Source organism: Xenorhabdus sp. NBAII XenSa04 (genome assembly GCF_963866145.1).
Taxonomy (GTDB): domain Bacteria; phylum Pseudomonadota; class Gammaproteobacteria; order Enterobacterales; family Enterobacteriaceae; genus Xenorhabdus; species Xenorhabdus indica.
This window is the reverse complement of record NZ_CAWMEB010000268.1, coordinates 15,784-39,527: the sequence shown is the minus strand read 5'-3', so window position 1 is coordinate 39,527 and position 23,744 is coordinate 15,784. Positions and strand designations below refer to the sequence as shown.

Genomic DNA, 23,744 nt, shown 5'->3' with positions numbered 1-23,744 from the left:
TCACAAAAAAATGTCAGAGTATTCACTAAATTTAGGCATCTGTATTTTGATTTTGAATATTCCTGTTGAGGAGCCAATATGTCTGATGTATTCCATTTAGGTATTACCAAAAACGACTTACAGGGCGCAACTCTGGCTATTGTTCCAGGCGATCCTAACCGTGTTGAGAAAATTGCAAGATTGATGAATAACCCAGTTCATCTGGCTTCTCATCGTGAATTTACAACATGGCGAGCCGAAATTGATGGTAAGCCAGTTGTTGTCTGCTCTACTGGTATTGGTGGTCCATCAACGTCAATTGTTGTAGAAGAATTGGCGCAATTAGGTGTACACACTTTCTTACGTATTGGTACAACCGGAGCGATCCAAAAGAATATTAATATAGGTGATGTGTTAGTGACCACTGCCGCCGTTCGTCTGGATGGGGCCAGCCTGCATTTTGCTCCGATGGAGTTCCCGGCTGTGGCTGATTTTGAATGTACCAACGCACTGTATGCAGCAGCAAAAGCATCAGGTTCTACAACTCACGTCGGTGTGACCGCTTCTTCTGATACTTTTTATCCAGGACAGGAACGTTACGATACCTATTCTGGTCGTGTTGTCCGCCGCTTTCAGGGCTCTATGAAAGAGTGGCAGGAAATGGGGGTGATGAATTTTGAAATGGAATCAGCGACTTTGTTGACAATGTGTGCAAGTCAGGGGCTGCGTGCTGGTATGGTTGCGGGTGTGATTGTTAACCGTACTCAGCAGGAAATTCCAGATGTTGAATTGTTGAAAAAAACAGAAAGTCATGTTTTAAGCATTGTTGTAGATGCGGCTCGTCGTCTGTTGTAATCACTCTATTCAAGGGCCGGAATATTCTGGCCCGATCACCTAATCTTTCTGTTTTCTCCACTTTATTTCATTCTGAAATCTGATAATGTCATAACATTTTGCGTTAATAACAACTTATTTCAATGACAGTTTGTTGCGATAACAGTCTGTTCCAATAACGTGCACTTTAATAAGAAAGAGTGATTATGACCACAACATTACTATCTCATCCCTCATTACTTCCTTTGAATGGCGGGATCAACTTCCGTGATTTAGGCAACAAGACACTGAACAATGGTTCTAAGATTAAGTCAGGTCTGTTATTTCGTTCAGGCTCTCTGGACATGTTGACTGATAGCGATCAGGCTTTTTTGATGGAGCAAAATCTTTTCCAGATCATTGATTATCGTGATAGCAGTGAAATTGAGGACAGACCAGATCAGGTGTGGCGTGGAGCGAATTACCATCATGCTCCGGCTAACCCGCTTTCCAAAGAAGTTGATGCTAATCTGGAGAGGCTGAGTCATGAAGCGTTGGAACAGTTTGATGCGAAAGATTTTATGCTGCGCCTATATCAATTGTTACCAATTAATAATTCTGCCTATAAGACATTAGCTAATCTATTGTTACAGCCAGAGAAAGGTGGAATTGTACAACATTGTGCTGTGGGTAAAGACAGAACAGGTGTCGGCTCTGCTCTGGTATTGTTTGCTCTGGGGGCAGATCTGAATACAGTGATAGAAGACTATTTGGTGACAAATATTACTCTGGCACCGCATCGCGAACATCTATTGAATGAACATGCGAAAGTGATGAGTGATAGTGTGGTTGAAAAACTGGCTTATGTGTATTCAGTCAGGGAAGAATTTTTGATGACTGCACTGAACAGCATTAATGAACACTATGGTAGTGTGGATATCTGGCTGGAAAAAGACATTGGACTCAATATTGCAGCGCGTGAAAAATTGCAACGTTATTTCCTCGAATAAATTTCTTTTAGGCGTAAATATTTTTTGAATAAGAATAGTCGGTTAGCATCAGTTAATCCATTTACTGCTAACCTGAAATCCTAAAGATTAACACAGGAAAGATTAATGTGAGTTTGCATGAAGTCATCGAAGTCATCACCAATTTTGTAAGAAATCATGAAACCTGGGCGATCCCCATTATTTTCTTGCTCGCTTTTGGGGAATCTCTGGCATTCATTTCTCTGTTATTGCCAGCCACAATCATCTTATTAGGGCTAGGAGTTCTGATTGGTGAAAGTGGATTAAATTTTTGGCCGATATGGGTAGCGGCTGCCGCAGGAGCCTTTTTCGGTGATTGGGTTTCTTATCTGTTTGGTTACCATTTCAAGGAAAATGTCGGCAAAATGTGGCCACTTTCACGCCATCCGCAAACATTAATTCGTGGTCATCAATTTTTTGAACGCTGGGGGGTGTGGGGCGTTTTCATTGGCCGTTTTTTTGGCCCTTTAAGAGCGGCAATCCCATTGGTGGCAGGCATTTGTGCGATGCCAAAACGCCATTTCCAGCTTGCTAATTTCGCTTCTGCGCTGATTTGGGCATTTGGTATTTTAGCTCCGGGAGCTTTTGGAATACATTGGTTAGCAGAGTGGATGGGTTAATTGCGAGCCGCTTTGCAAACAGCTTTGCAAACTGAAAGAAATCCGGTGAATAATCTGGACATCTATACAGCCTCTATTTAACTTACATTAAAGTAAAGTGGTTGGGGTAAAGTTAGCGGGGGTGTATAGGTGGATATCCATTGGTTATACATGTTAATTGGTGGCTTAAGTGGATTATTAGGCGGAGGGGGGGTTGTCTGGTTTTCTGTTCACCAACGTATTCAATACAAAGAAAATGAATTGCGTGAATTACATAGCCAGCTTGCGGTTAGCTATGAAAAATTAGAGCAATCCCATTATTGGCGTACTGAATGTGAACAGTTAAATCAGGAATTGCTTACTCAGCGTGAAATCAATAGCGTACAGGAAGCCGAGTTGCGTGAATTGAGTACTCGGCTTGAAGAAAGCAGACTGGCTGCGGAAGAGAAACAACGTCTCTTGATTAATAGTGAACAGCGTCTGAATACCCAGTTTGAAAATCTCGCTAATCGTATTTTTGAACAAAATCGACGTCGTACTGATGAGTACAGTCGCCAAAGTCTCAATGACCTGTTGATGCCTTTCCGTGAACAATTAGAAGGGTTCCGTCGTCAGGTGCAAGACAGTTTCGGACAGGAAGCCCGTGAACGCCATACACTGACCCATGAAATCCGTAACCTTCAGCAGCTTAATGCCCAGATGGCAAAAGAGGCGATTAATCTGACAAAAGCTCTGAAAGGGGATAACAAAATGCAGGGTAATTGGGGAGAAATGGTCTTGACACGGGTTTTGGAGGCATCCGGTTTACGTGAAGGACATGAGTTTCATACACAGGTTAACATTAAAACAGAAAATAGTGATCGTTTTCAGCCTGATGTGATTGTGCACTTACCACAGGGAAAAGATGTCATTATTGATGCCAAAATGTCATTGATTGCTTATGAACGTTATTTCAATAGCAATGATGAAACAGAGCAAATACAGGCATTACAGGAGCATATAAACTCCATAAGAGGTCATATCCGGGGACTTAGCCGTAAAAATTATCAACAATTACCGGGAGTGCGTTCACTGGATTATGTCTTGATGTTTATCCCTGTAGAGCCCGCTTATCTGGTGGCACTTAATCAGACTCCTGAAATACTCGATGAGGCACTGAAGCATAATATTATGCTGGTTAGCCCCTCCACACTTCTGGTGGCTGTTCGCACTATTAATAACCTTTGGCGCTATGAATATCAAAGCCAGAATGCACGTTTGATTGCAGAAAAAGCGGCCAGAATGTATGACAAAATGCGATTGTTTGTGGATGATATGCAGGGCTTAGGACAAAACCTCAGCAAAGCACAGGCGAGTTACCATTTGGCAATGAAAAAGCTGACAGAAGGAAGGGGGAATCTGATTAAACAGGCCGAAGGATTTCGTGATTTAGGGGTGGATATTAAACGCCCTATCGACTCACAGGTTATTGATAAATCTTTCCAATCTTTATTGGTTAATGAGTAAAGTCTGAATAGGGTTTTACCGGAAAGGCTGGTACACTTGCTATAATTTTTTGAATGAAAAGCGGACAAATAACATGGCAGATCAATCGAAAGAAACCACTCATTTTGGTTTCCGTACCGTAGCCAAAGAAGAGAAAAAAGATATGGTGGCGGAGGTATTTCACTCTGTCGCATCAAAATACGATTTGATGAATGATTTGATGTCGTTTGGCATTCATCGTATCTGGAAGCGTTTCACTATTGATACAAGTGGTGTACGCCGTGGTCATAGAGTCCTTGATCTGGCAGGGGGAACAGGGGATCTGACCGCGAAATTTTCCCGACTTGTAGGAGAGAAGGGAGAAGTTGTTCTGGCAGACATCAACGATTCTATGCTGAAAGTCGGGCGGGAAAAACTGCGCGATAACGGCATAGTCGGCAATGTCAGCTATGTTCAGGCTAATGCTGAAGAATTACCATTTGCGGATAACTATTTTGACTGCATTACTATTTCATTCGGCCTGCGTAATGTCACGGATAAAGACAAAGCCCTGCGTTCTATGTACCGTGTCCTGAAACCTGGCGGACGGTTATTAGTACTGGAATTTTCCAAACCTGTGCTGGCACCGTTGAGTAAAGTTTATGATATCTATTCGTTCCACATTCTGCCACGTATTGGTCAGGCGGTTGTTAAGGATGGGGAGAGTTACCGTTATCTGACAGAATCCATTCGTATGCATCCCGATCAGGAAACATTAAAAGCCATGATGGAAGCGGCTGGCTTTGATCAAGTTTCTTATAACAATATGACGGGGGGAATTGTTGCATTGCATAAAGGGTTTAAGTTCTGAAATGGAAACTCCCTCATTAAGTCACAGTGTGAATTCTACGGTGTTGTTTCCGGTGCTGACTGCTTTTCTGGAAACAACGCTGAATCATCTGTTGTACCGAGAAACCATATTGAAATCAGCCCGTATGCGATTAGCGGGCAAAATTCTTTCTATCGAACTGAAAGAAATTGAGACGCCATTGGTATTGGTTTTTAATGAAAGACAGTTAGATGTTTTAAGCCAATGGTCAGGAACTGTGGATTGTTCGATGAAAACGACATTACCAGCATTGCTTAAGCTACGGGATCGTCAATATCTTTCATCTCTGATTAATAGTGGTGAAATTGTCATTGAAGGGGATATGCAGGTTATTCAGCAGTGGTCGGCCTTGCTGGATATGCTGGAATGGGATCCTGCCCATTACCTTTCACCTTATGTCGGTGATATTGTGGCAGAAGGTATCAACCGGGTAATGAAAAACAGCATTAGTTTTGTCCGTAATACCATCACAAAGCAAAAAACTTACCTGACAGAATCATTGACGGAAGAGTGGAGAATAGCCCCCAGTGCTTTGGAATTGGCTTATTTCAGTGAAGAAGTTAATGCTGTTGCCAATAAACTGTCTGACATGGAAAAACGTCTGGCAGCAATGGAGGAGAAATATGACTCCCAGTGAAATAAAACGTCTCTATTTTATCATTAAGGTTTTTCTTACCTATGGACTGGATGAGTTAATCCCGAAGATCCGACTGACATGGCCGTTGCGTTTTGGGCGTTATTTCCTGTTTTGGCTGCCTAATCGACATAAGGATAAACCACTTGGTGAGCGCTTACGCTTAGCACTGCAAGAGCTTGGCCCGGTATGGATTAAGCTTGGTCAAATGCTTTCTACCCGACGGGATTTGTTTCCTTCCGCTATTGCTGATCAGCTCTCTTTACTTCAAGATCGTGTCATTTCTTTTGATGGAACCATTGCCCGCAAATCTATTGAGACGGCATTGGGGGGAAGCCTGGAAACGTGGTTTGAAGATTTTGATCTGCATCCTCTGGCTTCTGCTTCCATTGCACAGGTGCATACTGCACGGCTTAAAGAGAATGGAAAAGAGATCGTTATTAAAGTGATCCGCCCTGATATTTTGCCCGTGATAAAGGCGGATGTACGGTTAATGTATCGTTTGGCAAATTTAGTCCCTTTGTTGCCTGATGGTCGTCGTCTTCGTCCACTTGAAGTGGTTCGTGAGTATGAAAAAACGCTGCTTGATGAGTTGAATCTATTGCGTGAAGCTGCAAATGCTATTCAACTGCGGCGCAATTTTGAAGATAGCCCCATGCTTTATGTACCGGAAGTTTATCCTGATTATTGTCGGGAGAATGTCCTGGTCATGGAGCGGATTTATGGTATTCCTGTGTCTGATGTCGCGTCCTTGGAAGCGCAAAATACCGATATGAAGTTACTTGCTGAGCGTGGTGTTCAGATATTTTTTACTCAGGTATTTCGTGACAGTTTTTTTCATGCAGATATGCATCCGGGCAATATCTTTGTCAGCTATGAACGACCAGAGGATCCCACTTATATAGGTATTGATTACGGTATTGTTGGTTCTCTGAACAAAGACGATAAACGTTATCTGGCAGAAAACTTTATTGCTTTCTTTAATCGAGATTATCGAAAGGTAGCAGAGCTCCATGTGGATTCAGGCTGGGTTCCGGCAGATACCAATGTGGAAGATTTTGAGTTTGCTATCAGAACGGTATGTGAGCCTATTTTTGAAAAACCACTTGCAGATATTTCATTTGGTCATGTGTTGTTGAACCTCTTCAATACAGCCCGTCGTTTTAATATGGCAGTGCAACCTCAGTTAGTCCTGCTACAAAAAACACTGTTGTATGTCGAAGGGTTAGGACGCCAGCTCTATCCTCAGCTTGATTTATGGAAAACGGCAAAGCCGTTTCTGGAAGATTGGCTACATGATCAAGTTGGTTTTCCAGCTATTATGCGTGCGTTTAAAGAAAAAGCACCCTATTGGGCGGAAAAATTACCAGAACTTCCTGAACTGATTTATGGCACATTGCAACAACATAAGCGGTTGCAAACGAGTATTGACCAAATATCACAACAGTTAAAACAGCAACAGAATAATCATCGAAAATCTCTTTACTTACTGGGGATTGGTGCAACATTGTTTATCTGTGGTGGTTTATTTTTTATTACTAACCTGACTCATTTATCATGGGGATTGATGGGCGCGGGAATAATATCGTGGATACTGGGCTGGTTTAAACTTAAGTAGCCATTTACAGGAAAGAAAATAAGTAAAAAGAGGTTGCTGTAGCTTTTGGTATGGTTGCGGTATTTTCGAACATAAAGTTCGTAGTTTATAATGAAAATATTAATGATATGTATCTGAGATAGATTTCAAGATGTAGTCAACAAAACTACAATCTGAAAGATGAAGGGTATATTCCCCACGAACATGAGGTAGATCAGTATGGGTGGTATAAGTATTTGGCAATTACTCATTATTGCTGTCATTGTAGTCTTGTTGTTCGGGACTAATAAACTGCGTACATTAGGTTCTGATTTGGGAGAGTCGATAAAAGGCTTCAAAAAAGCGATGAGTGATGATGAAAAGTCAGAGCAGGCTGAGAAAAGCAACCATGATGCTGACTTTGAGACTAAAAATCTTACTGAAAAGCCCACCGTTGCTCAGTCTGAAAAATCAGAGATCAAAGACAAAAAAGAATAGGTATAAACCGTGTTTGACATTGGTTTTAGTGAACTGCTGTTGGTGCTGGTAATTGGCCTGATTGTTCTGGGGCCTGAGCGTCTGCCTGTTGCTGTCAAAACTATAGCAAGCTGGATAAAGGTATTACGATCACTGGCAGTCAACGTCCAGAATGAACTTGCAAAAGAATTAAAGTTGCAAGAGCTTCAGGATAGTTTGAAAAAAATGGAAGAAAAAGCAGACTTACAGTCTCTCTCTCCAGAATTAAAAACCTCAATGGATAAATTAAGGGAAGCGGCTGAATCGTTGAAGAAGTCGTATCAGCTCACTCCCGAAGAAGCTAAGGAGCTGGAAGAAGACGAAACGCATTTTCACTCCCTTGAGTCTGATCCAGTACCAGAGCAGAAACTAAACCAATATAGAGAACAAGTAACAGAAAAAAAGCCAGAAGAAATCTCAAAAGAAAGTACTAAACAGAAAACAAAGCAATCCCCTGAAAAATCCAATAGTGAACACTAAAAAATGTCTGTGGATGATACTCAACCTCTTATCAGTCACCTGATTGAACTGCGTAAGAGGATTTTGAATAGTTTAATTACTGTGCTGGTGGTTTTTCTGGCATTGGTTTATTTTTCTAATGATATATATCGACTTATTGCTGCGCCTTTAATGGAACAATTGCCTAAAGGTGCGAATATGATCGCAACGGATGTAGCATCACCTTTCTTCACGCCGATCAAACTTACCATTATGGTATCAATTTTTGTTTCGGCACCCATGATCCTGTATCAGGTATGGGCATTTATTGCACCGGCTCTGTATAAACATGAACGGCGTTTGATTGTGCCGCTGTTGTTGTCCAGTAGTGTCTTATTCTACCTGGGAATGATTTTTGCCTACTTCGTCGTATTTCCCTTCGTATTTGGTTTTTTTACCAAAACAGTTCCTACTGGCGTATTGATTGCGACGGATATCAGTAATTATCTGAGTTTCGTTATGGCGCTTTTTATGGCATTTGGTGTCTCGTTTGAAGTGCCAATCGCCATTATTCTGCTGTGTTGGAGTGGAGTAGTCACACCTGAATCACTGAAAAGAAAACGCCCTTATATTCTGGTCGGGGCGTTTGTAGTAGGGATGCTACTCACTCCCCCGGATGTCTTCTCACAAACTTTGTTGGCTGTCCCCATGTATTTGCTATTTGAACTGGGAGTTCTGTTTTCTCAATTTTATGTGGGAAAACATAAGCCATCTAAAACGGATGATGAATCGGAATATGATGCAGGTGACAACTCAGGCAGGTGACAATTAAGGAAAGTAATCAGTTACCTGCCAGTCATAATTATCGCCAACTGTCTGATAATACTAAGATCAGCAGTATTACAAGTAATAAAAGTGATGGCAGAATTAACCCAGTGTATTACCACTGGGTTTTACATTAGGAGAGCAGTATGAGCTATGTGTTTCCAGGAACGTTTCCTGGCCGTCGTATGCGCCGTGTGCGCCGCCATGATTTTTCCCGCCGCCTATTCGCTGAAAATCAACTGACCGTTAATGATTTGATCTATCCGGTATTCGTGATGGAAGGGACTAATCAGCGTCAAGAAGTGCCTTCCATGCCGGGAGTGTATCGTCTGACAATCGATCTTCTGCTGAAAGAAGCCGAAGAGATTGCCCGACTGGGTATTCCTGTTTTGTCTCTGTTTCCGGTTATTGAAGCAGATAAGAAATCATTGGACGCTAAAGAAGCTTATAACCCTGATGGTTTGATCCAACGCTCTATTCGTACCTTGAAAGATGCAGTTCCAGAGTTAGGCTTGTTAACTGATGTTGCATTGGATCCATTTACTATTCATGGGCAAGATGGTGTTATTGATCAGGATGGCTATGTCATCAACGATATCACCAAAGAGATTTTGGTAAAGCAGGCGCTATCTCATGCAGAAGCAGGAGCTGAAATTGTTGCCCCTAGCGATATGATGGACGGCCGTATCGGTGCTATTCGTGAGCAGTTTGAGAATGATGGCCATGTAAGCACGCAGATCATGGCTTATTCGGCTAAATATGCGTCTTGTTACTATGGGCCATTCAGAGATGCTATTGGCTCCAGTAATAATCTGAAAGGTGGCAATAAAATGACTTATCAGATGGATCCGGCAAACAGTGATGAAGCATTACAAGAGATCGCGCAGGATTTACAGGAAGGCGCAGATAGCGTGATGGTAAAACCTGGTATGCCTTATCTGGATGTGATCCATAGGGTAAAAGATACCTTCGGTGTGCCGACATTCGCTTATCAGGTGTCTGGTGAATATGCGATGCATATGGCAGCCATTCAGAATGGTTGGTTGAAAGAACAACCCGCGATTATGGAATCCTTACTCTGTTTCAAACGTGCAGGAGCAGATGGGGTTCTGACTTACTTTGCCAAGCGTGTAGCGCAATGGCTGCATGAACAGAAATATTAATGACTCCTTTTTACCTTAAGAAATATCGTAGCTTGAGATATTAGGTAAAAAAAATAACGGATGAATAAATAAAAAGGATATTCATCCGTTATAACAGGTTATTTATTCAGATAGTTTTCGATAGCGCTACAAATACCAGTTGTATCTAGCCCTAAATCAGCGTGAAGCTCTGACTGTGTGCCTTGCGGTATAAAGTAGTCAGGTAAACCGAGATTTAATACTGGAACTGGCTGACTTGCTTGCATCAGCAATTCATTGACGCCGCTACCGGCTCCTCCCATGATGGCATTCTCTTCTAACGTCACCAGTAAATCATGTTGAGAAGCCATCTCTAGTACCAGTTTTTTATCCAGTGGTTTGATAAAGCGCATATCAACAACGGTTGCATTTAAGAACTCTGAAGCTTGTAGTGCGCTTGGCAGTAATGTACCGAAGCTCAGGATGGCAATGCGTTCTCCTTGACGACGAACAACACCTTTGCCAATGGGCAGTTTTTCCAGTGGCTGGAGTTCTGCTCCTACGCCTGTACCTCGCGGATAACGAACAGCAGCAGGGCCATCTTGATAGTGATAACCCGTATGTAGCATTTGTCGGCACTCATTTTCATCACTCGGAGCCATGATCACCATATTGGGGATACAGCGCAGAAATGAAAGATCGAATGCCCCCTGATGAGTTTGTCCATCAGCCCCGACGATACCGCCACGGTCGATAGCGAACAAAACAGGTAAGTTCTGGATAGCAACATCATGAATGACCTGATCATAAGCACGTTGCAGGAAGGTAGAATAAATCGCGACAATCGGTTTATATCCCCCGATTGCCAGTCCTGCTGCAAATGTCACAGCATGTTGCTCGGCAATGGCGACGTCAAAGTATTGTTCAGGGTACTCACGAGAGAAACGTACCATGCCAGAGCCTTCTCTCATAGCTGGCGTGATCGCCATAAGTTTTTTATCAGTGGCTGCTTCTTCACACAACCATTCACCGAAGATTTTGGAAAACGTCGGGCGGGTATCCGTACTTTTTGGCAGAGAGCCAGTCGATGGATCAAATTTAGGTACAGCATGCCAACTGATAGGATCTTTTTCCGCGGGAGCATAACCACGGCCTTTTTTGGTCATGATGTGCAAAAATTGAGGCCCTTTGAGTTCACGCATATTTTTCAATGTTTGAGTCAGTGCCAATACGTCATGACCGTCAACCGGACCAATGTAGTTAAATCCAAGCTCTTCGAACAGTGTTCCGGGAACAACCATACCTTTGAGATGTTCCTCGGTCTTTTTCAATAACTCTTTGATAGGCGGCAGGCCGGAGAAGACTTTCTTACCACCCTCACGTAGAGTTGTGTACAACTTTCCTGAAAGCAATTGTGCCAAATGGTTATTCAATGCTCCAACGTTCTCGGAAATAGACATTTCGTTGTCATTGAGGATGACAAGCATATCAGGATCAATATCACCTGCATGGTTCATAGCTTCAAAAGCCATACCTGCGGTAATGGCACCATCACCAATCACACAGACTGTCTTACGACCCTTACCTTCATGTTCTGCCGCAATTGCCATACCTAATCCGGCACTGATTGAGGTTGATGAATGACCGACACATAGCGTGTCATATTTGCTTTCATCTCGCCACGGGAAAGGGTGGAGACCATTTTTCTGGCGAATAGTGTCAATACGGTCACGGCGCCCGGTCAGAATCTTATGTGGATAGGCTTGATGACCGACATCCCAGACTAAATTGTCAAAAGGTGTTTTATAAACGTAATGAAGTGCGACTGTTAATTCGACAGTTCCGAGACCGGAAGCAAAGTGGCCACTGGAGCGACTGACACTGTTTAGCAAAAATTGGCGAAGTTCATCGCATAACTTTGGCAAAGTGTCTTTAGGTAGCAGGCGCAGTTCTTCAGGGGTTTCCGCCAGTGCCAATGTTGGATATTTCGCTATATCAATGCTCATGCTATGCCTGTTGAAATTCATGCCTGTTAAAACGCTATGCACGTCTAAATTAAAGATTAAGAACCCTGGAATTATCAGTATGTAATTACTGGGCTCTCCCTATAAGGCCATGTTCCATTGTATTGATTTTGGATGTATGTAACCGATAACTTACAAAACGGTGATGATTGTCATGGTCATGACCCGTTTTTTAGCTGTTTCTTTCAATAATGAAACCCGCCAGTTGTTTTAGAATCACAGTATTATAAGATTGATTTTCCAGTTCTGTGAGTGCAGTAATCGCATCTTGATAAAGATCTTTGGCCTTTTTCTGAGCTTGTTCCAGGCCCAATAATGCAGGGTAGGTACTTTTTCCAAGTTGCTGATCATTCCCCTGACGCTTGCCGATAATTTTTGTATCACCAATGACGTCCAGGATATCATCATGTACCTGAAATGCGAGACCGATTGCCTGTGCATATTGATCCAGCCAAGGCAATGCTTCACGGCCACGTGTACCTGCACCGTAAGCACCCAATCTGACCGCACAACGAATTAATGCACCTGTTTTGTGTCGATGGATTTGTTCCAGTGCAGTAAGATCAATCTGTTTCCCTTCGGCTTCCAAATCCAATGATTGCCCGCCACACATGCCTGCAATACCACTGGATATTGCTAATTCAGCAATCATTTCAAGACGGTCAGGTAATGCCACATTTGGCATCTCTTGCTTCGCCAGAATTTCAAAAGCCAATGATTGCAATGCATCTCCAGCCAAGATCGCATGATCCTCGCCAAATTTAATGTGGCAGGTAGGTTGGCCACGACGTAAATCATCGTTGTCCATTGCAGGCAAATCATCGTGGATCAGCGAATAAGCATGGATACACTCTACAGCGATGGCTGGCGCATCAAGGCTCTTTTTGGAAAGGCCAAACATTTCACCCACAGAATAAACTAAAAATGGGCGCAGCCGTTTTCCACCCAGTACAGCACCGTGTTGCATAGCGGTTGCTAACGGGCTGCCCAAAAAGGGTAATGAAGAAAACGTTGCCATCAACTTGTTATTGATATGTTGCTGGCAATTGCTTAATTGCTCTTCAAAAGGAGCCTTATATTGTTCCGACATAAAGTTACTCAGCATCAGGCGAAAATTCATCAAGTGGAGAATGTGCATCATGATTCAATAAAATTTGCACTCGTTGTTCCGCTTGTTGGAAGGTTTTTTGCCCTTGTCTTGCAAGTTGAATGCCGCGTTCAAATTCATTTAATGCATCTTCTAAAGGGAGTTCCCCTGATTCCAAGCGAATGACAATTTCTTCCAGCTCTTTCAGGGAAGTTTCAAATGCTGGTGCTTGCTCGGTTTCTGATGTTCTATTTGCCTTAGACATAATAATTTTAAAGTATGATTATTTAACGAATTACAGTGAGGTAATTTCGCTACAGACTTGCAGAGTACCCTACTACACTGAAAGAAAGAAATCATTCGTTACCACTGTTTTTTTACAGATGCTCTGTTTTTTTACAGGAGATATAGTGAGATAGTGTTATACTCTACGCCCTATCCAACTGACCACTTAAAAACAATCATTGATACTATTTGTGATAGTTCAATATTGAATGACTACTATATCTTACTATGAAGTTTATCATTAAATTATTCCCAGAGATTACGATCAAGAGCCAAACTGTTCGTTTACGCTTTATTAAAATCCTTGCCAGCAATATCCGTAATGTGCTGAAAACACTAGGAGAAGAGATTGCTGTTGTTCGCCATTGGGATAATATCGAAGTTCGGGCTAAAAATGATAATCTTGGCGCAGAAATTTGTGATGCACTGACACGTATTCCGGGTATTCACCATATCCTGCAAGTTGAAGAGAGAGATTTTCGTGACTTGCATCATATCTTTGAACAAACCTACGAAGCATATGGGCATTTACTGCATGGAAAAACATTTTGTGTCCGTGTGAAGCGTCGTGGTAAACACAGTTTCACCTCCAATGAAGCTGAACGTTATATCGGTGGTGGCCTGAATCAACATATTGAATCTGCCAAAGTGAAACTGACTCATCCAGATGTGACAGTAAATCTGGAAATTGATCAGGATAAACTGATCTTGGTGAAAGCTCGTCATCCGGGGATAGGTGGATTTCCTATTGGAACGCAGGAAGATGTTCTGTCCCTTATCTCTGGCGGGTTTGACTCTGGAGTCTCCAGCTATATGCTGATGCGCCGTGGCTGCCGTGTACATTATTGCTTCTTTAATCTCGGTGGTTCTGCCCATGAAATTGGGGTGAAACAGGTAGCTCACTATTTGTGGAACCGATTTGGCAGTTCCCATAAGGTTCGTTTTGTTGCCGTCGATTTTGAAACAGTGGTTGCTGAAATTCTGGAAAAAGTGGATGACGGTCAAATGGGCGTTGTGCTGAAAAGAATGATGGTCAGAGCTGCTTCCAGGATTGCAGAACGTTATGGTGTGCAAGCAATTGTGACAGGAGAAGCATTGGGGCAGGTCTCCAGCCAGACATTGACTAACTTGAGACTGATTGATAACGCTTCGGATACGTTGATCCTTCGTCCGCTGATTTCTCACGATAAAGAACACATTATTAAGCTGGCACGCGAAATTGGAACGGAAGATTTTGCTCGTACTATGCCGGAATTTTGTGGTGTGATCTCTAAGAACCCAACCGTCAAAGCCGTTAAAGCCAAAATTGAAGAGGAAGAAGGTAAGTTCGATTTTGATATTCTGGAGCGTGTGGTAAGTGAAGCCCAGAATTTGGATATTCGTCAGATTGCTGAACAAGCCTGTGAGCAGATTGTGGAAGTGGAAACAGTCACTAAGTTTTCTGCGAATGATGTATTGTTGGATATCCGTTCACCAGATGAACAGGATGATTGTCCACTGAGTATGGAAGGTATCGAAATTCAGTCATTACCTTTCTATAAGTTGAGTACCCAGTTTGGTGATCTATCGAAAGAGAAAAATTATCTGCTTTATTGTGAACGTGGTGTGATGAGCCGCTTGCAGGCGCTTTACTTGCGTGAACAAGGTTTTCAGAATGTGAAGGTTTATCGCCCTTAATCTGAGCCAGTACATTGGAAAGAAACATATAAGCTGCTAGCCGAATAGATTTTCTGTCAGCAGCTTATATTAACAGATTCACTACTAGCGGTTTTGGTAGTTATTGATGCCAGGAGGTAAGACTAATTGAGCTGCAACTTCTGCTGCCTTGTCTTTTCCTTTCAGTAGTTCAATCAGCTTCAGGGCGAAGTCAAAAGCAGTTGCAGGCCCCTGGCTGGTGAGCAAATTAACTCTCTCATCAAAATAAACCCGACGATCGATCCACTTTTCCGGGGCTATTTTATCTTTCATGCTTGGGTAACCTGTCATATTTCCAATCGGGAAAAGCTGATGATATTCCAGTACAACGGCTGGAGATGCGCAGATGGCTGCAATAATTTTACCCTGACTTTGGGCTGTGCGGATTTTTTCTACAACCAATAGACTATCGCGAAAACATTCTGCCCCTTTTATCCCTCCCGGCAGAATAACAGCATCAAAATCTTCATCAACAACATCTACTAAGGGAGCATCTGCAACAATTTTGACGCCACGTGAGCAGGTTAATGTCAGAGCTCCATCGGTCGCTGCACTGGCGATGGTGACATTGATCCCGGCTCTGACCAACAAATCAATAGTCGTGACAGCTTCTATTTCTTCACTACCGTGTGCGAGGCAAATGAGAGCTGAAATGTTCATATTTCTCCTCCTTGCGTTTGATAAAATGATAAATATGGATGTTTTCTGTAAGCACCAGCCCATGTACACGGGCTCGGTATAGTAAAAATCCGGTAATGTAGTCTATTTCTGTAGGCCGTTGTGCCCGAATATCTTGCCGCATAGATGAAGAGTTTTCAGATGTTTGCTCAATAACATCCATCACGTACTTGATAAGTACGGGTTTGGTGATCTGAAGGCCCTCTTTTTGCATCACCTGATAGATCTCATCACATAATGAATGGATTTTTGTGACGTGATGCGATAATTCGCCATTCTTACAATCATAAATTACGGTGAGTGGATTGATAACGCAATTGACGGCAAGTTTTAGCCAGCTAATGGTATAGATATCATCGTGCCATTTTACGTTTGGTAAGGCGTCATGCAAAATTTTTGCTAATAAACTGAATTTATCAGTATCAGACAACGTAGAACCAATATGGGTTATACCTTGTGATTTGTGATAAACAATACCATTCTCCTGATAGGCCCCATGAGTTGTCACTCCCGATAAGATGGGGTTGGGTAGAGATAAAAGTTCATCTTGTGTTCCCATGCCATTATGCAGTAATAGAATCGGACAATGAGGGGAAAGTTTGGAGGCAAGGTTATTGATAGCATCAGAAACTTGCCAGGCTTTTAGGCAAACAAGTAACAATTCGCTTTCGAAAAGATGTTTTTCATTATTGGCCGGAAGTTGCTGGTCAAATACTCTACCTTGAAAGTTATCAATATAAACATTGACAAAAGGCTGGGGCGCTTTTAACCATGCCTGAATTTGGTGATGCTGTTGGGATAAGGCAGCAAGCCATAGTTTACCCATTGCACCGCAGCCAAGAACAGTTATTTTCATTGTTCTTCCTTGAGAAATGCTTTCATCGGGAACCTCAAAATTATGCTGATCTGAATTCCAAGCGCGCTAAGATAATATAAATTCCAAGAGATCATTAGTGTGGGGAGTATAGATCTTTTGCCAATAATGGAAAGCGGTTATCATGCCGGATTATTGATTAGCTGGAGGTGACTGATAATGCCATCATTTGATATTGTTTCAGAAGTTGATATGCAGGAAGTGCGTAATGCGGTAGAGAATGCACAGAGGGAATTAACCAATCGTTGGGATTTCCGCAATGTCAATGCGAGTTTTGAACTAAACGAAAAGAACGAATCGGTCAAGATTGCGAGTGAGTCTGATTTTCAGGTTAACCAACTGGTCGATATTCTGCGTGAAAAATTTGCTAAGCGAGGAATTGACGGCTCTGTATTGAATATTCCTGAGAATATGGTGCATAGCGGTAAAACTTACAGTGTGGAAGCAACTTTGTTGCAAGGTATTGATACACCGTTAGCGAAGAAAATCGTCAAGCTGATTAAAGACAGCAAGCTGAAAGTTCAGGCACAAATTCAGGGCGAGCAAGTGAGAGTTACCGGTAAAGCTCGTGATGATCTGCAAGGTGTTATTGCATTAGTTCGTGGCGCAGAGTTGGGACAGCCTTTCCAATTCACCAATTTTCGTGACTAACTGTTTTCTGTGACTGACTGCTGATATCAGCAGATTTACTTTTTTCTCTGATCAAAATATTTAAGGGAAGCTGAGTAATTTTAATTGTTACCAGTGCTTCCCTAATCAATTCATTATCTATAGGACCCTATTATCTCAGAACTTATTGGGTATGAGAAAACACAAGCTGTTCTAGTTGTTCACGATTAGTTTGTTCAGTATCGACTTTGATATAGGCACTTAGTTCATCCGGTACAATAATGACATCTTTCACACCCGCTTGAGACAATATTTTCTTTTCCAGAATTTCAGGCGCATTTAATTGAGCTGGCAAGATGAGCCTGATGCTGCTGACATAAGGTGGTTGACGTAATGTGAGGCTGAGAATAAACCAGAATATGGTGAGAATAATACTGCCCATAAATACTAATGATGCGCCTTGCAGTTCATATAGCATTCCACCGATACTGCCTCCCAGAGCAACACCCAGGAACTGGCTGGTAGAGTAAACGCCCATTGCTGTACCTTTGTAGCCTGCCGGGGCTTCTTTGCTGATCAATGAAGGCAAAATCGCTTCCATGATATTAAAAGCAAGAAAGAAAATCTGAATACCTGCAAATATTCCCCAAAGATGTGACCCTAAGGACCACAAAACAAATTCAGCAATAAACAACATGCCGATACAAAGCAAGAAAACTTGCTTCATGCGGCGCTTTTTCTCTGCATAAATAATGAATGGTAAGACGGCAATAAAAGAAATAAGCGTAGTAGTTAAATACACTTTCCAGTGTTGTTGAGGAGGAAAACCTGTTTTTTCCATGATCAGAGGCAGAACAACGAAGCTGGACATCAATAAGGTGTGCAGACAGAGAATACCAAAATTGAGTTTGAGTAATTGAGGATCAGAAAGTACACGCCGGAAACTGCCTCGGACAATGCCAGATTCACGATTTAATAAATGATTATGTGTTGATGGGACAGCGAATAGCGTTATTAAGATACCGCAACTGGCAAGAATTGTGATCGTACCAAATAAACCATTTAATCCGATGTGATAGGTGATAACAGGGCCGACAACAATAGCAAAAGCAAATGTGATGCCAAAACTGATACCAATGAATGCCATTGCTTTTGTACGATTTTGTTCGCGGGTAAGATCTGATAATAACGCCATGATTGCAGCAGAGATTGCCCCTGCACCTTGCAAAGCTCTTCCGGCGATAATTCCCCAAATAGAGTCGCTAAAGGTGGCAATGATACTACCTAATACAAAAATGAGTAGTCCACCTATTATCAAAGGCTTTCGACCAAATTTATCTGAAAGTAACCCGAATGGAATTTGAAATATTGCTTGTGTTAAGCCGTAGATACCGATTGCAATTCCTATCAGGGCCTCGGTGGCATCCTGTAACGCTAAACCGTAGGTCGTCAGGACGGGTAAAACCATGAACATACCTAACATGCGTAGAGAAAAAACGGAACCTAAGCCCCATGTTGCCCGGAGTTCAAGGGGAGTCATTTGATTATCGTTCATGGATACTTGATACCTCAAAAATTCGATACGGCATTTAGCGTAGAAAGGAATAAATTGATACAAAATGCTCATTTCATACAGATTACTAACAATTGGTTACTAAATCATGTTTATCAAGAGTGACCTAAACGAAGTAATTTATTAATGTTTGTAAGAGATAAAGAAAGGAAAAATGGCAAGGGTTTGTTTCCCCTGCCATTTTGATATTATCGGACGTAAGTCAGCATTATTTCTGGAGATGCTGAGGAGTCTACAGACATCATGACGCTCAATGACATGATAGCGACAATAGAAAATACAAATAACTTACGAGCCCAGATATGGTCATTAGTGGTTTTATAACCGGATAATGCCATACCTAGCCACCAAATACTTACCGCAGCAGCGACAATCAGGTACTTGTAACCTGCATAGCCACTGATTGCCAACATCAGCGTGGCAACCATAAATGCCAGAATATAGAGGGTAATATGGTTTTTAGCCACAGAGATACCCTTAATTACAGGCAAAACTGGAATATTGGCAGTCTGATAATCTTTGAACCGAAAAATAGCAATGGCGTAAGAGTGAGGCATCTGCCATAAACTGAAAATCAGTAACAGAATAAGTGCCCCTGTGTCAAATTGTCCGGTTACTGCACAATAACCAATGACAGGGGGAGCAGCGCCTGATAAGCTGCCAACCAGCGTGCCATAAATAGACTTTCTTTTCATATAGAGGCTATAGACCCCTACATAAACGACAAACCCGATGAGAGCTAACTGCATTGCTAAGGCATTGGCTGCTACATAGAGCAGCACAATACCAGCAATACCTAACACTGAGGCGTAAATCAGGCTGATTTTCGGATCGATAAGCCCTTTCACAAGGACCCTTTCTTTTGTTCTTTCCATGATCCTGTCGATATCGCGGTCGATATAGTTGTTGAATACACAACCTGATGCTACCACCAGCGATACCCCAACCATTGTTGCAAAGAACAAGGGGTAATCTATTACGCCCTTGGAAGCGAGTAGAAAACCACCAATCGCAGAAATTAGATTTCCGAAAATAATTCCTGGTTTGGTCACTTGCAGGTATTGCTTAATCATTCAAATCAACCCTTAATCAACCATCATATTGATATTCAGGTTGTACATAATCCACAGAGAGCCAACGACAACAATAGCGATGACCAGTATTGTGAATATTAAGGCAACGAGATTCCAACGCTCTTCAGACGATGTATTCATGTGCAGGAAGCAGATGAAATGAACAAAGATCTGAATAACAGCCATAACAACTACTGTTGTCAGGATTGTGCTGTGTGAGGCAGTGCCATCCATCACCATCCAGAATGGGATCACGGTCAAGATAACTGACAGAACAAAACCAATCATATAGGTTTTGAAACTACCGTGGCTGGCGCCGGAATGAGAAGTATTTGGATGACTCATTACATCGCTCCCATCAGATAAACGACAGTAAATACACAGATCCATACAACGTCAAGGAAGTGCCAGAACAGGCTCAGGCAGTTCAGACGCATACGGTTCACGTCAGTCAGACCGCGGCGTGAAACCTGAATCATCAGAATGACGATCCAAATCAAACCAAAGGTTACGTGCAGACCGTGAGTCGCAACCAGTGCGAAGAAAGCCGACAGGAATGCACTGCGGTCAGGGCCATAACCTTCCATGATCAATTTATGAAATTCATAAACTTCCATTGAGACGAAGCCCAGGCCGAACAGGAAAGTAACAAATAACCATAGGTTAACTTGACCGACTTTGCCTTTGTTCATGCTCAGCATGGCGAAACCATAGGTGATACTACTGAACAACAGCAGGAAGGTTTCTACCAAGACAAATGGCAGTTCAAAAATCTGTTTACCTGTTGGGCCACCCGCAGTGCCATTAACTAAGACTGCATAGGTAGCAAACAGACTTGCAAACAGAATCAAGTCGCTCATCAGGTAGATCCAGAAACCAAAGATTTTGTTGGCTCCTGTGTCGTGGTGCCCATGAGCGTCATGGGCGGCTGTATTGTTAAGGGTTTGAGTCGACATTATTTTACACCTGCCTTTCTCAGTTCTTCGTAACGCTGATTTTCAATTTTCTCGACTTCAGCCACTGGAACGTAGTAATCAACGTCCTCGTCAAAGCTTTTCACGATGCAACTGATGATAATGCCTGCGAAACTTGCAATAGCCATCCACCAGATATGCCATATCAATGCAAAGCCTAAGACCAGACAGAATGCACTAATGATCACGCCAGCACCTGTGTTTTTAGGCATATGAATTTCTTCATATTTAGCAGCGCGCTTATATCCAGTGCCTTTTTCTTTCATGTCCCACCATGCATCACGAGTCTGGATGTGTGGAACTTCTGCGAAGTTATAGAACGGAGGTGGAGATGAAGTTGACCATTCCAGAGTACGAGCGCCCCATGGGTCACCAGTCAGATCGCGGTTTTGTTCACGGTCACGGATACTCACGTAGAACTGGATAACCTGGCACAGAATACCAATTGCGATCAGGACAACACCGCCTGCTGCAACAACCAGCAGAGAATGGAATTCTGGGTTGATATCCTGGCTCAGACGACGAGTCATTCCCATAAAGCCCAGAGCATACAGAGGCATAAAGGCAACGAAGAAACCAGTGATCCAGAACCAGAAGGCGCGGACACCCCATTTTTCATTCAGTGTGAAACCAAATGCTTTCGGGAACCAGTAAGTTGTACCAGCGAAGCAGCCGAATACAACGCCACCAATGATAACGTTATGGAAGTGAGCAATCAGGAACAAACTATTGTGCAGTACGAAGTTCGCACCAGGTACAGCCAGCAGAACGCCTGTCATACCACCAATGGAGAACGTGACCAGAAAGCCGACAGTCCACAGCATTGGTGTTTTGAACTCGATACGGCCACGGTACATGGTGAACAGCCAGTTGAAGATCTTAACCCCGGTTGGGATAGAGATAATCATTGTGGCGATACCAAAGAAGGCGTTAACGTTCGCGCCGGAGCCCATGGTAAAGAAATGGTGCAGCCATACAATGAACGACAGAATGGTAATAACGATTGTCGCCCACACCAGTGAGGTATAACCAAACAGGCGTTTTTTCGAGAAGGTTGCAGTGACTTCAGAGAAGATACCAAAGACAGGCAGAACCAGAATGTAAACTTCAGGATGACCCCAAGCCCAAATCAGGTTGATGTACATCATCATGTTGCCACCCATATCATTGGTGAAGAAATGGGTGCCCAGATAACGATCTAGGGTTAACAGTGCAATAGTGACTGTCAGAATAGGGAACGCAGCAATGATAAGTACGTTGGTGCACAGTGAAGCCCAGGTGAAAACCGGCAATTTCATCATGGACATGCCAGGTGCACGCATGCGCAGGATGGTCACGAAGAAGTTAACACCAGTCAGCAATGTACCTACACCGGAGAGCTGAAGGCTCCATATCCAGTAATCAACGCCAACTCCAGGGTTATATTCCAGGCCGGACAGAGGCGGGTAAGCCAGCCAACCAGTTTGAGCGAATTCACCTACACCCAGAGAGAGGTTGATCAGAGCGACACCTACAACAAATAACCAGAAACTCAGAGAGTTCAGGAATGGGAATGCAACGTCACGTGCCCCGATTTGCAGAGGAACCACAATGTTCATCAGACCAACAACGAAAGGCATTGCCATGAAGAAGATCATGATAACGCCGTGAGCGGTAAAGATCTGATCATAATGGTGCGGGGGCAGGAAACCTGCTTCACCAGCGGAAGCCAGGGCTTGCTGTCCACGCATCATGATGGCATCAGCGAAACCGCGCAACATCATTACCATAGCAACAACAATGTACATGACCCCGATTTTTTTGTGGTCGACGCTTGTCAGCCATTCAGTCCAGAGCCATTTCCATTTACGGAAATAGGTTAGGGCACCAACAACTGCTAGTCCCCCAAGAAGTATCCCAATCAATGTCACCACAATAATGGGTTCATGTAATGGGATCGCATCAAGTGTTAATTTTCCCCACATGTCTTTATTCCTCAACACCTGCATGAGCCGGCTGACTCATATTCATATTATGACCTGCAGCTTTACCATGTTCTGTTTTTTCGTGACTGGATACACCAAACATACCACTATGGCCCATATCACCCATAAATTTGGCGATCGTTTCCTGGAACAGATTTGGTTTCACGCTTGAGAAGTATTCAACTGGGTTGTTTTGGCTAGGTTTAGCTAACGCATTGAATGCTTGCACGGTATCTAGGGTTTTAGATGATGCTTTAACTTTCTGCACCCACTCTTCAAAACCTGCACGATCTTCAGTTGCTGTTGCAGTGAATTTCATGCCGGAGAAGCCATGTCCACTATAACTGGCTGAGAATCCGTCGTATTTACCTGCTGAGTTAGCAATTAAATGCAGTTTTGTCTGCATACCTGCCATTGCATAAATCTGACCACCTAACTGAGGGATGAAGAAAGAGTTCATCACAGAGTCTGAGGTGATTTTGAAGTTAATTGGCACATCTTTAGGGAATACAATTTCATTTACAGTTGCAATACCCTGTTCTGGGTAGATGAATAGCCATTTCCAGTCGAGGGAAATAACTTCAATCGTTACCGGTTTCACATCACTGTCTAGTGGCTTATATGGATCGAGTTGATGAGTCGTTTTCCATGTAATCGTTGCCAACGTGATGATAATCAAGATAGGCACAGTCCAGACGACAAGCTCAATTTTATTTGAGTGTGCCCAGTTTGGACGATAGGTAGCAGATTTATTGGCTTCCCGGTAACGTAAAGCAAAAACGATTGCCATTACGATAGCCGGGATAACAACGATCAGCATCAGGCCAAACGCTGTCAGTATCAGCGTTTTTTGTTCAACGCCGATCGCCCCTTTGGGATTCATCAATACCATATCACAACCACTTAGCATTAAAGTGGCTGCGAGTAATGACGATAACCCAATAGTTTTTTTGTATTTCATAAGTCTCATTGAGCGACCCCAGATAACAAAAGCTTTATTGTCGTTTCATCAGTGCGGGCATTCTA

The 23,744-nt window shown here is 42.8% G+C and carries 24 protein-coding genes; 13 read left to right on the top strand and 11 right to left on the bottom strand.

The window, feature by feature from the left end:
• The first annotated feature begins 78 nt into the window (after window positions 1-78).
• The 11 genes from udp to hemB all read left to right on the top strand — a co-directional run bounded on the left by udp (window position 79) and on the right by hemB (window position 9,924).
• Complete coding sequence (gene udp / locus AAC147_RS10055) at window positions 79-834, top strand: uridine phosphorylase (protein ID WP_047680582.1); 756 nt, start codon at window positions 79-81, stop codon at window positions 832-834.
• 185 nt (window positions 835-1,019) lie between these two features.
• Window positions 1,020-1,802 (top strand): tyrosine-protein phosphatase, encoded by a 783-nt coding sequence (locus AAC147_RS10050; protein WP_047680580.1) that lies wholly within the window; start codon window positions 1,020-1,022, stop codon window positions 1,800-1,802.
• Window positions 1,803-1,909: 107 nt separating this feature from the next.
• The gene (locus tag AAC147_RS10045) at window positions 1,910-2,440 is read left to right on the top strand and encodes a DedA family protein (RefSeq protein ID WP_047680578.1); all 531 of its coding nucleotides are present in this window, start codon (window positions 1,910-1,912) and stop codon (window positions 2,438-2,440) included.
• Window positions 2,441-2,569: 129 nt separating this feature from the next.
• Window positions 2,570-3,925 (top strand): DNA recombination protein RmuC, encoded by a 1,356-nt coding sequence (rmuC, locus tag AAC147_RS10040; protein ID WP_081988988.1) that lies wholly within the window; start codon window positions 2,570-2,572, stop codon window positions 3,923-3,925.
• A gap of 73 nt (window positions 3,926-3,998) precedes the next feature.
• Window positions 3,999-4,754, top strand: coding sequence for a bifunctional demethylmenaquinone methyltransferase/2-methoxy-6-polyprenyl-1,4-benzoquinol methylase UbiE (gene ubiE / locus AAC147_RS10035; RefSeq protein WP_047680575.1), 756 nt, complete (start codon window positions 3,999-4,001; stop codon window positions 4,752-4,754).
• A 1-nt stretch (window position 4,755) separates the two neighbouring features.
• Entirely contained in the window at window positions 4,756-5,409 is a 654-nt protein-coding gene (gene ubiJ / locus AAC147_RS10030; protein ID WP_047680572.1) for a ubiquinone biosynthesis protein UbiJ, read from the top strand.
• Window positions 5,396-7,024: a ubiquinone biosynthesis regulatory protein kinase UbiB gene (gene ubiB / locus AAC147_RS10025; RefSeq protein ID WP_047680569.1), complete on the top strand. Its 1,629-nt coding sequence runs from the start codon at window positions 5,396-5,398 to the stop codon at window positions 7,022-7,024. Before ubiJ ends, ubiB begins: the two co-directional genes overlap by 14 nt.
• Before the next feature lie 198 nt (window positions 7,025-7,222).
• A complete protein-coding gene (gene tatA, locus AAC147_RS10020) occupies window positions 7,223-7,480 on the top strand; it encodes a Sec-independent protein translocase subunit TatA (protein ID WP_047680566.1) in 258 nt (85 codons plus the stop codon).
• Between the two features lie 9 nt (window positions 7,481-7,489).
• The gene (tatB, locus tag AAC147_RS10015; protein ID WP_047680563.1) at window positions 7,490-7,978 is read left to right on the top strand and encodes a Sec-independent protein translocase protein TatB; all 489 of its coding nucleotides are present in this window, start codon (window positions 7,490-7,492) and stop codon (window positions 7,976-7,978) included.
• A 3-nt stretch (window positions 7,979-7,981) separates the two neighbouring features.
• Entirely contained in the window at window positions 7,982-8,761 is a 780-nt protein-coding gene (gene tatC / locus AAC147_RS10010) for a Sec-independent protein translocase subunit TatC (protein ID WP_047680560.1), read from the top strand.
• A gap of 146 nt (window positions 8,762-8,907) precedes the next feature.
• A complete protein-coding gene (gene hemB / locus AAC147_RS10005) occupies window positions 8,908-9,924 on the top strand; it encodes a porphobilinogen synthase (RefSeq protein ID WP_047680558.1) in 1,017 nt (338 codons plus the stop codon).
• Window positions 9,925-10,022: 98 nt separating this feature from the next.
• Here the strand turns inward: hemB and dxs are convergent, their stop codons facing one another.
• The 3 genes from dxs to xseB all read right to left on the bottom strand — a co-directional run bounded on the left by dxs (window position 10,023) and on the right by xseB (window position 13,258).
• Complete coding sequence (gene dxs, locus AAC147_RS10000; protein ID WP_047680555.1) at window positions 10,023-11,888, bottom strand: 1-deoxy-D-xylulose-5-phosphate synthase; 1,866 nt, start codon at window positions 11,886-11,888, stop codon at window positions 10,023-10,025.
• A gap of 190 nt (window positions 11,889-12,078) precedes the next feature.
• Window positions 12,079-12,996, bottom strand: coding sequence for a (2E,6E)-farnesyl diphosphate synthase (gene ispA, locus AAC147_RS09995; protein ID WP_047680619.1), 918 nt, complete (start codon window positions 12,994-12,996; stop codon window positions 12,079-12,081).
• Between the two features lie 4 nt (window positions 12,997-13,000).
• Window positions 13,001-13,258, bottom strand: a complete 258-nt coding sequence (xseB, locus tag AAC147_RS09990) for an exodeoxyribonuclease VII small subunit (RefSeq protein ID WP_047680553.1) — start codon at window positions 13,256-13,258, stop codon at window positions 13,001-13,003.
• Between the two features lie 248 nt (window positions 13,259-13,506).
• Between xseB and thiI the strand changes: the two genes are divergently transcribed.
• On the top strand, window positions 13,507-14,955 hold the full coding sequence (gene thiI / locus AAC147_RS09985; RefSeq protein WP_047680550.1) for a tRNA uracil 4-sulfurtransferase ThiI: 1,449 nt from the start codon (window positions 13,507-13,509) through the stop codon (window positions 14,953-14,955).
• An 84-nt stretch (window positions 14,956-15,039) separates the two neighbouring features.
• Here the strand turns inward: thiI and yajL are convergent, their stop codons facing one another.
• Window positions 15,040-15,633, bottom strand: a complete 594-nt coding sequence (gene yajL / locus AAC147_RS09980; RefSeq protein WP_047680548.1) for a protein deglycase YajL — start codon at window positions 15,631-15,633, stop codon at window positions 15,040-15,042.
• On the bottom strand, window positions 15,596-16,507 hold the full coding sequence (gene panE / locus AAC147_RS09975) for a 2-dehydropantoate 2-reductase (protein ID WP_047680546.1): 912 nt from the start codon (window positions 16,505-16,507) through the stop codon (window positions 15,596-15,598). The genes yajL and panE overlap by 38 nt, the downstream gene beginning before the upstream one ends.
• A 177-nt stretch (window positions 16,508-16,684) precedes the next feature.
• Here panE and AAC147_RS09970 point away from each other — a divergent pair, with 177 nt between their 5' ends.
• Entirely contained in the window at window positions 16,685-17,176 is a 492-nt protein-coding gene (locus AAC147_RS09970) for a YajQ family cyclic di-GMP-binding protein (protein ID WP_047680544.1), read from the top strand.
• Window positions 17,177-17,318: 142 nt separating this feature from the next.
• Here AAC147_RS09970 and AAC147_RS09965 read toward each other — a convergent pair whose 3' ends face one another.
• From AAC147_RS09965 to cyoA, 6 genes are all read right to left on the bottom strand, one after another.
• Window positions 17,319-18,689, bottom strand: coding sequence for an MFS transporter (locus tag AAC147_RS09965; RefSeq protein ID WP_047680541.1), 1,371 nt, complete (start codon window positions 18,687-18,689; stop codon window positions 17,319-17,321).
• A 206-nt stretch (window positions 18,690-18,895) separates the two neighbouring features.
• Window positions 18,896-19,780, bottom strand: a complete 885-nt coding sequence (gene cyoE, locus AAC147_RS09960) for a heme o synthase (RefSeq protein ID WP_047680539.1) — start codon at window positions 19,778-19,780, stop codon at window positions 18,896-18,898.
• A 12-nt stretch (window positions 19,781-19,792) separates the two neighbouring features.
• A complete protein-coding gene (locus AAC147_RS09955; RefSeq protein ID WP_038262173.1) occupies window positions 19,793-20,125 on the bottom strand; it encodes a cytochrome o ubiquinol oxidase subunit IV in 333 nt (110 codons plus the stop codon).
• Window positions 20,125-20,736 carry a cytochrome o ubiquinol oxidase subunit III gene (locus tag AAC147_RS09950; protein ID WP_047680537.1) on the bottom strand — a complete coding sequence of 204 codons (612 nt, stop codon included), beginning with the start codon at window positions 20,734-20,736 and terminating at the stop codon, window positions 20,125-20,127. The genes AAC147_RS09955 and AAC147_RS09950 overlap by 1 nt, the downstream gene beginning before the upstream one ends.
• Window positions 20,736-22,718: a cytochrome o ubiquinol oxidase subunit I gene (gene cyoB / locus AAC147_RS09945; protein WP_047680535.1), complete on the bottom strand. Its 1,983-nt coding sequence runs from the start codon at window positions 22,716-22,718 to the stop codon at window positions 20,736-20,738. Before cyoB ends, AAC147_RS09950 begins: the two co-directional genes overlap by 1 nt.
• 4 nt (window positions 22,719-22,722) lie before the next feature.
• Window positions 22,723-23,688, bottom strand: a complete 966-nt coding sequence (gene cyoA / locus AAC147_RS09940) for a cytochrome o ubiquinol oxidase subunit II (RefSeq protein WP_047680533.1) — start codon at window positions 23,686-23,688, stop codon at window positions 22,723-22,725.
• Window positions 23,689-23,744: the final 56 nt, after the last annotated feature.

Excerpts from the sequence above, each read along its gene's own strand:
- udp (WP_047680582.1), top strand. The coding sequence starts at position 79 with ATGTCTGATGTATTCCATTTAGGTATTACCAAAAACGACTTACAGGGC.
- AAC147_RS10050 (WP_047680580.1), top strand. The coding sequence starts at position 1,020 with ATGACCACAACATTACTATCTCATCCCTCATTACTTCCTTTGAATGGC.
- ubiE (WP_047680575.1), top strand. The coding sequence starts at position 3,999 with ATGGCAGATCAATCGAAAGAAACCACTCATTTTGGTTTCCGTACCGTA.
- ubiJ (WP_047680572.1), top strand. The coding sequence starts at position 4,756 with ATGGAAACTCCCTCATTAAGTCACAGTGTGAATTCTACGGTGTTGTTT.
- ubiB (WP_047680569.1), top strand. The coding sequence starts at position 5,396 with ATGACTCCCAGTGAAATAAAACGTCTCTATTTTATCATTAAGGTTTTT.
- tatA (WP_047680566.1), top strand. The coding sequence starts at position 7,223 with ATGGGTGGTATAAGTATTTGGCAATTACTCATTATTGCTGTCATTGTA.
- tatC (WP_047680560.1), top strand. The coding sequence starts at position 7,982 with ATGTCTGTGGATGATACTCAACCTCTTATCAGTCACCTGATTGAACTG.
- hemB (WP_047680558.1), top strand. The coding sequence starts at position 8,908 with ATGAGCTATGTGTTTCCAGGAACGTTTCCTGGCCGTCGTATGCGCCGT.
- dxs (WP_047680555.1), bottom strand. The coding sequence starts at position 11,888 with ATGAGCATTGATATAGCGAAATATCCAACATTGGCACTGGCGGAAACC.
- ispA (WP_047680619.1), bottom strand. The coding sequence starts at position 12,996 with ATGTCGGAACAATATAAGGCTCCTTTTGAAGAGCAATTAAGCAATTGC.
- xseB (WP_047680553.1), bottom strand. The coding sequence starts at position 13,258 with ATGTCTAAGGCAAATAGAACATCAGAAACCGAGCAAGCACCAGCATTT.
- thiI (WP_047680550.1), top strand. The coding sequence starts at position 13,507 with ATGAAGTTTATCATTAAATTATTCCCAGAGATTACGATCAAGAGCCAA.
- yajL (WP_047680548.1), bottom strand. The coding sequence starts at position 15,633 with ATGAACATTTCAGCTCTCATTTGCCTCGCACACGGTAGTGAAGAAATA.
- panE (WP_047680546.1), bottom strand. The coding sequence starts at position 16,507 with ATGAAAATAACTGTTCTTGGCTGCGGTGCAATGGGTAAACTATGGCTT.
- AAC147_RS09970 (WP_047680544.1), top strand. The coding sequence starts at position 16,685 with ATGCCATCATTTGATATTGTTTCAGAAGTTGATATGCAGGAAGTGCGT.
- AAC147_RS09965 (WP_047680541.1), bottom strand. The coding sequence starts at position 18,689 with ATGAACGATAATCAAATGACTCCCCTTGAACTCCGGGCAACATGGGGC.
- cyoE (WP_047680539.1), bottom strand. The coding sequence starts at position 19,780 with ATGATTAAGCAATACCTGCAAGTGACCAAACCAGGAATTATTTTCGGA.
- AAC147_RS09955 (WP_038262173.1), bottom strand. The coding sequence starts at position 20,125 with ATGAGTCATCCAAATACTTCTCATTCCGGCGCCAGCCACGGTAGTTTC.
- AAC147_RS09950 (WP_047680537.1), bottom strand. The coding sequence starts at position 20,736 with ATGTCGACTCAAACCCTTAACAATACAGCCGCCCATGACGCTCATGGG.
- cyoB (WP_047680535.1), bottom strand. The coding sequence starts at position 22,718 with ATGTGGGGAAAATTAACACTTGATGCGATCCCATTACATGAACCCATT.
- cyoA (WP_047680533.1), bottom strand. The coding sequence starts at position 23,688 with ATGAGACTTATGAAATACAAAAAAACTATTGGGTTATCGTCATTACTC.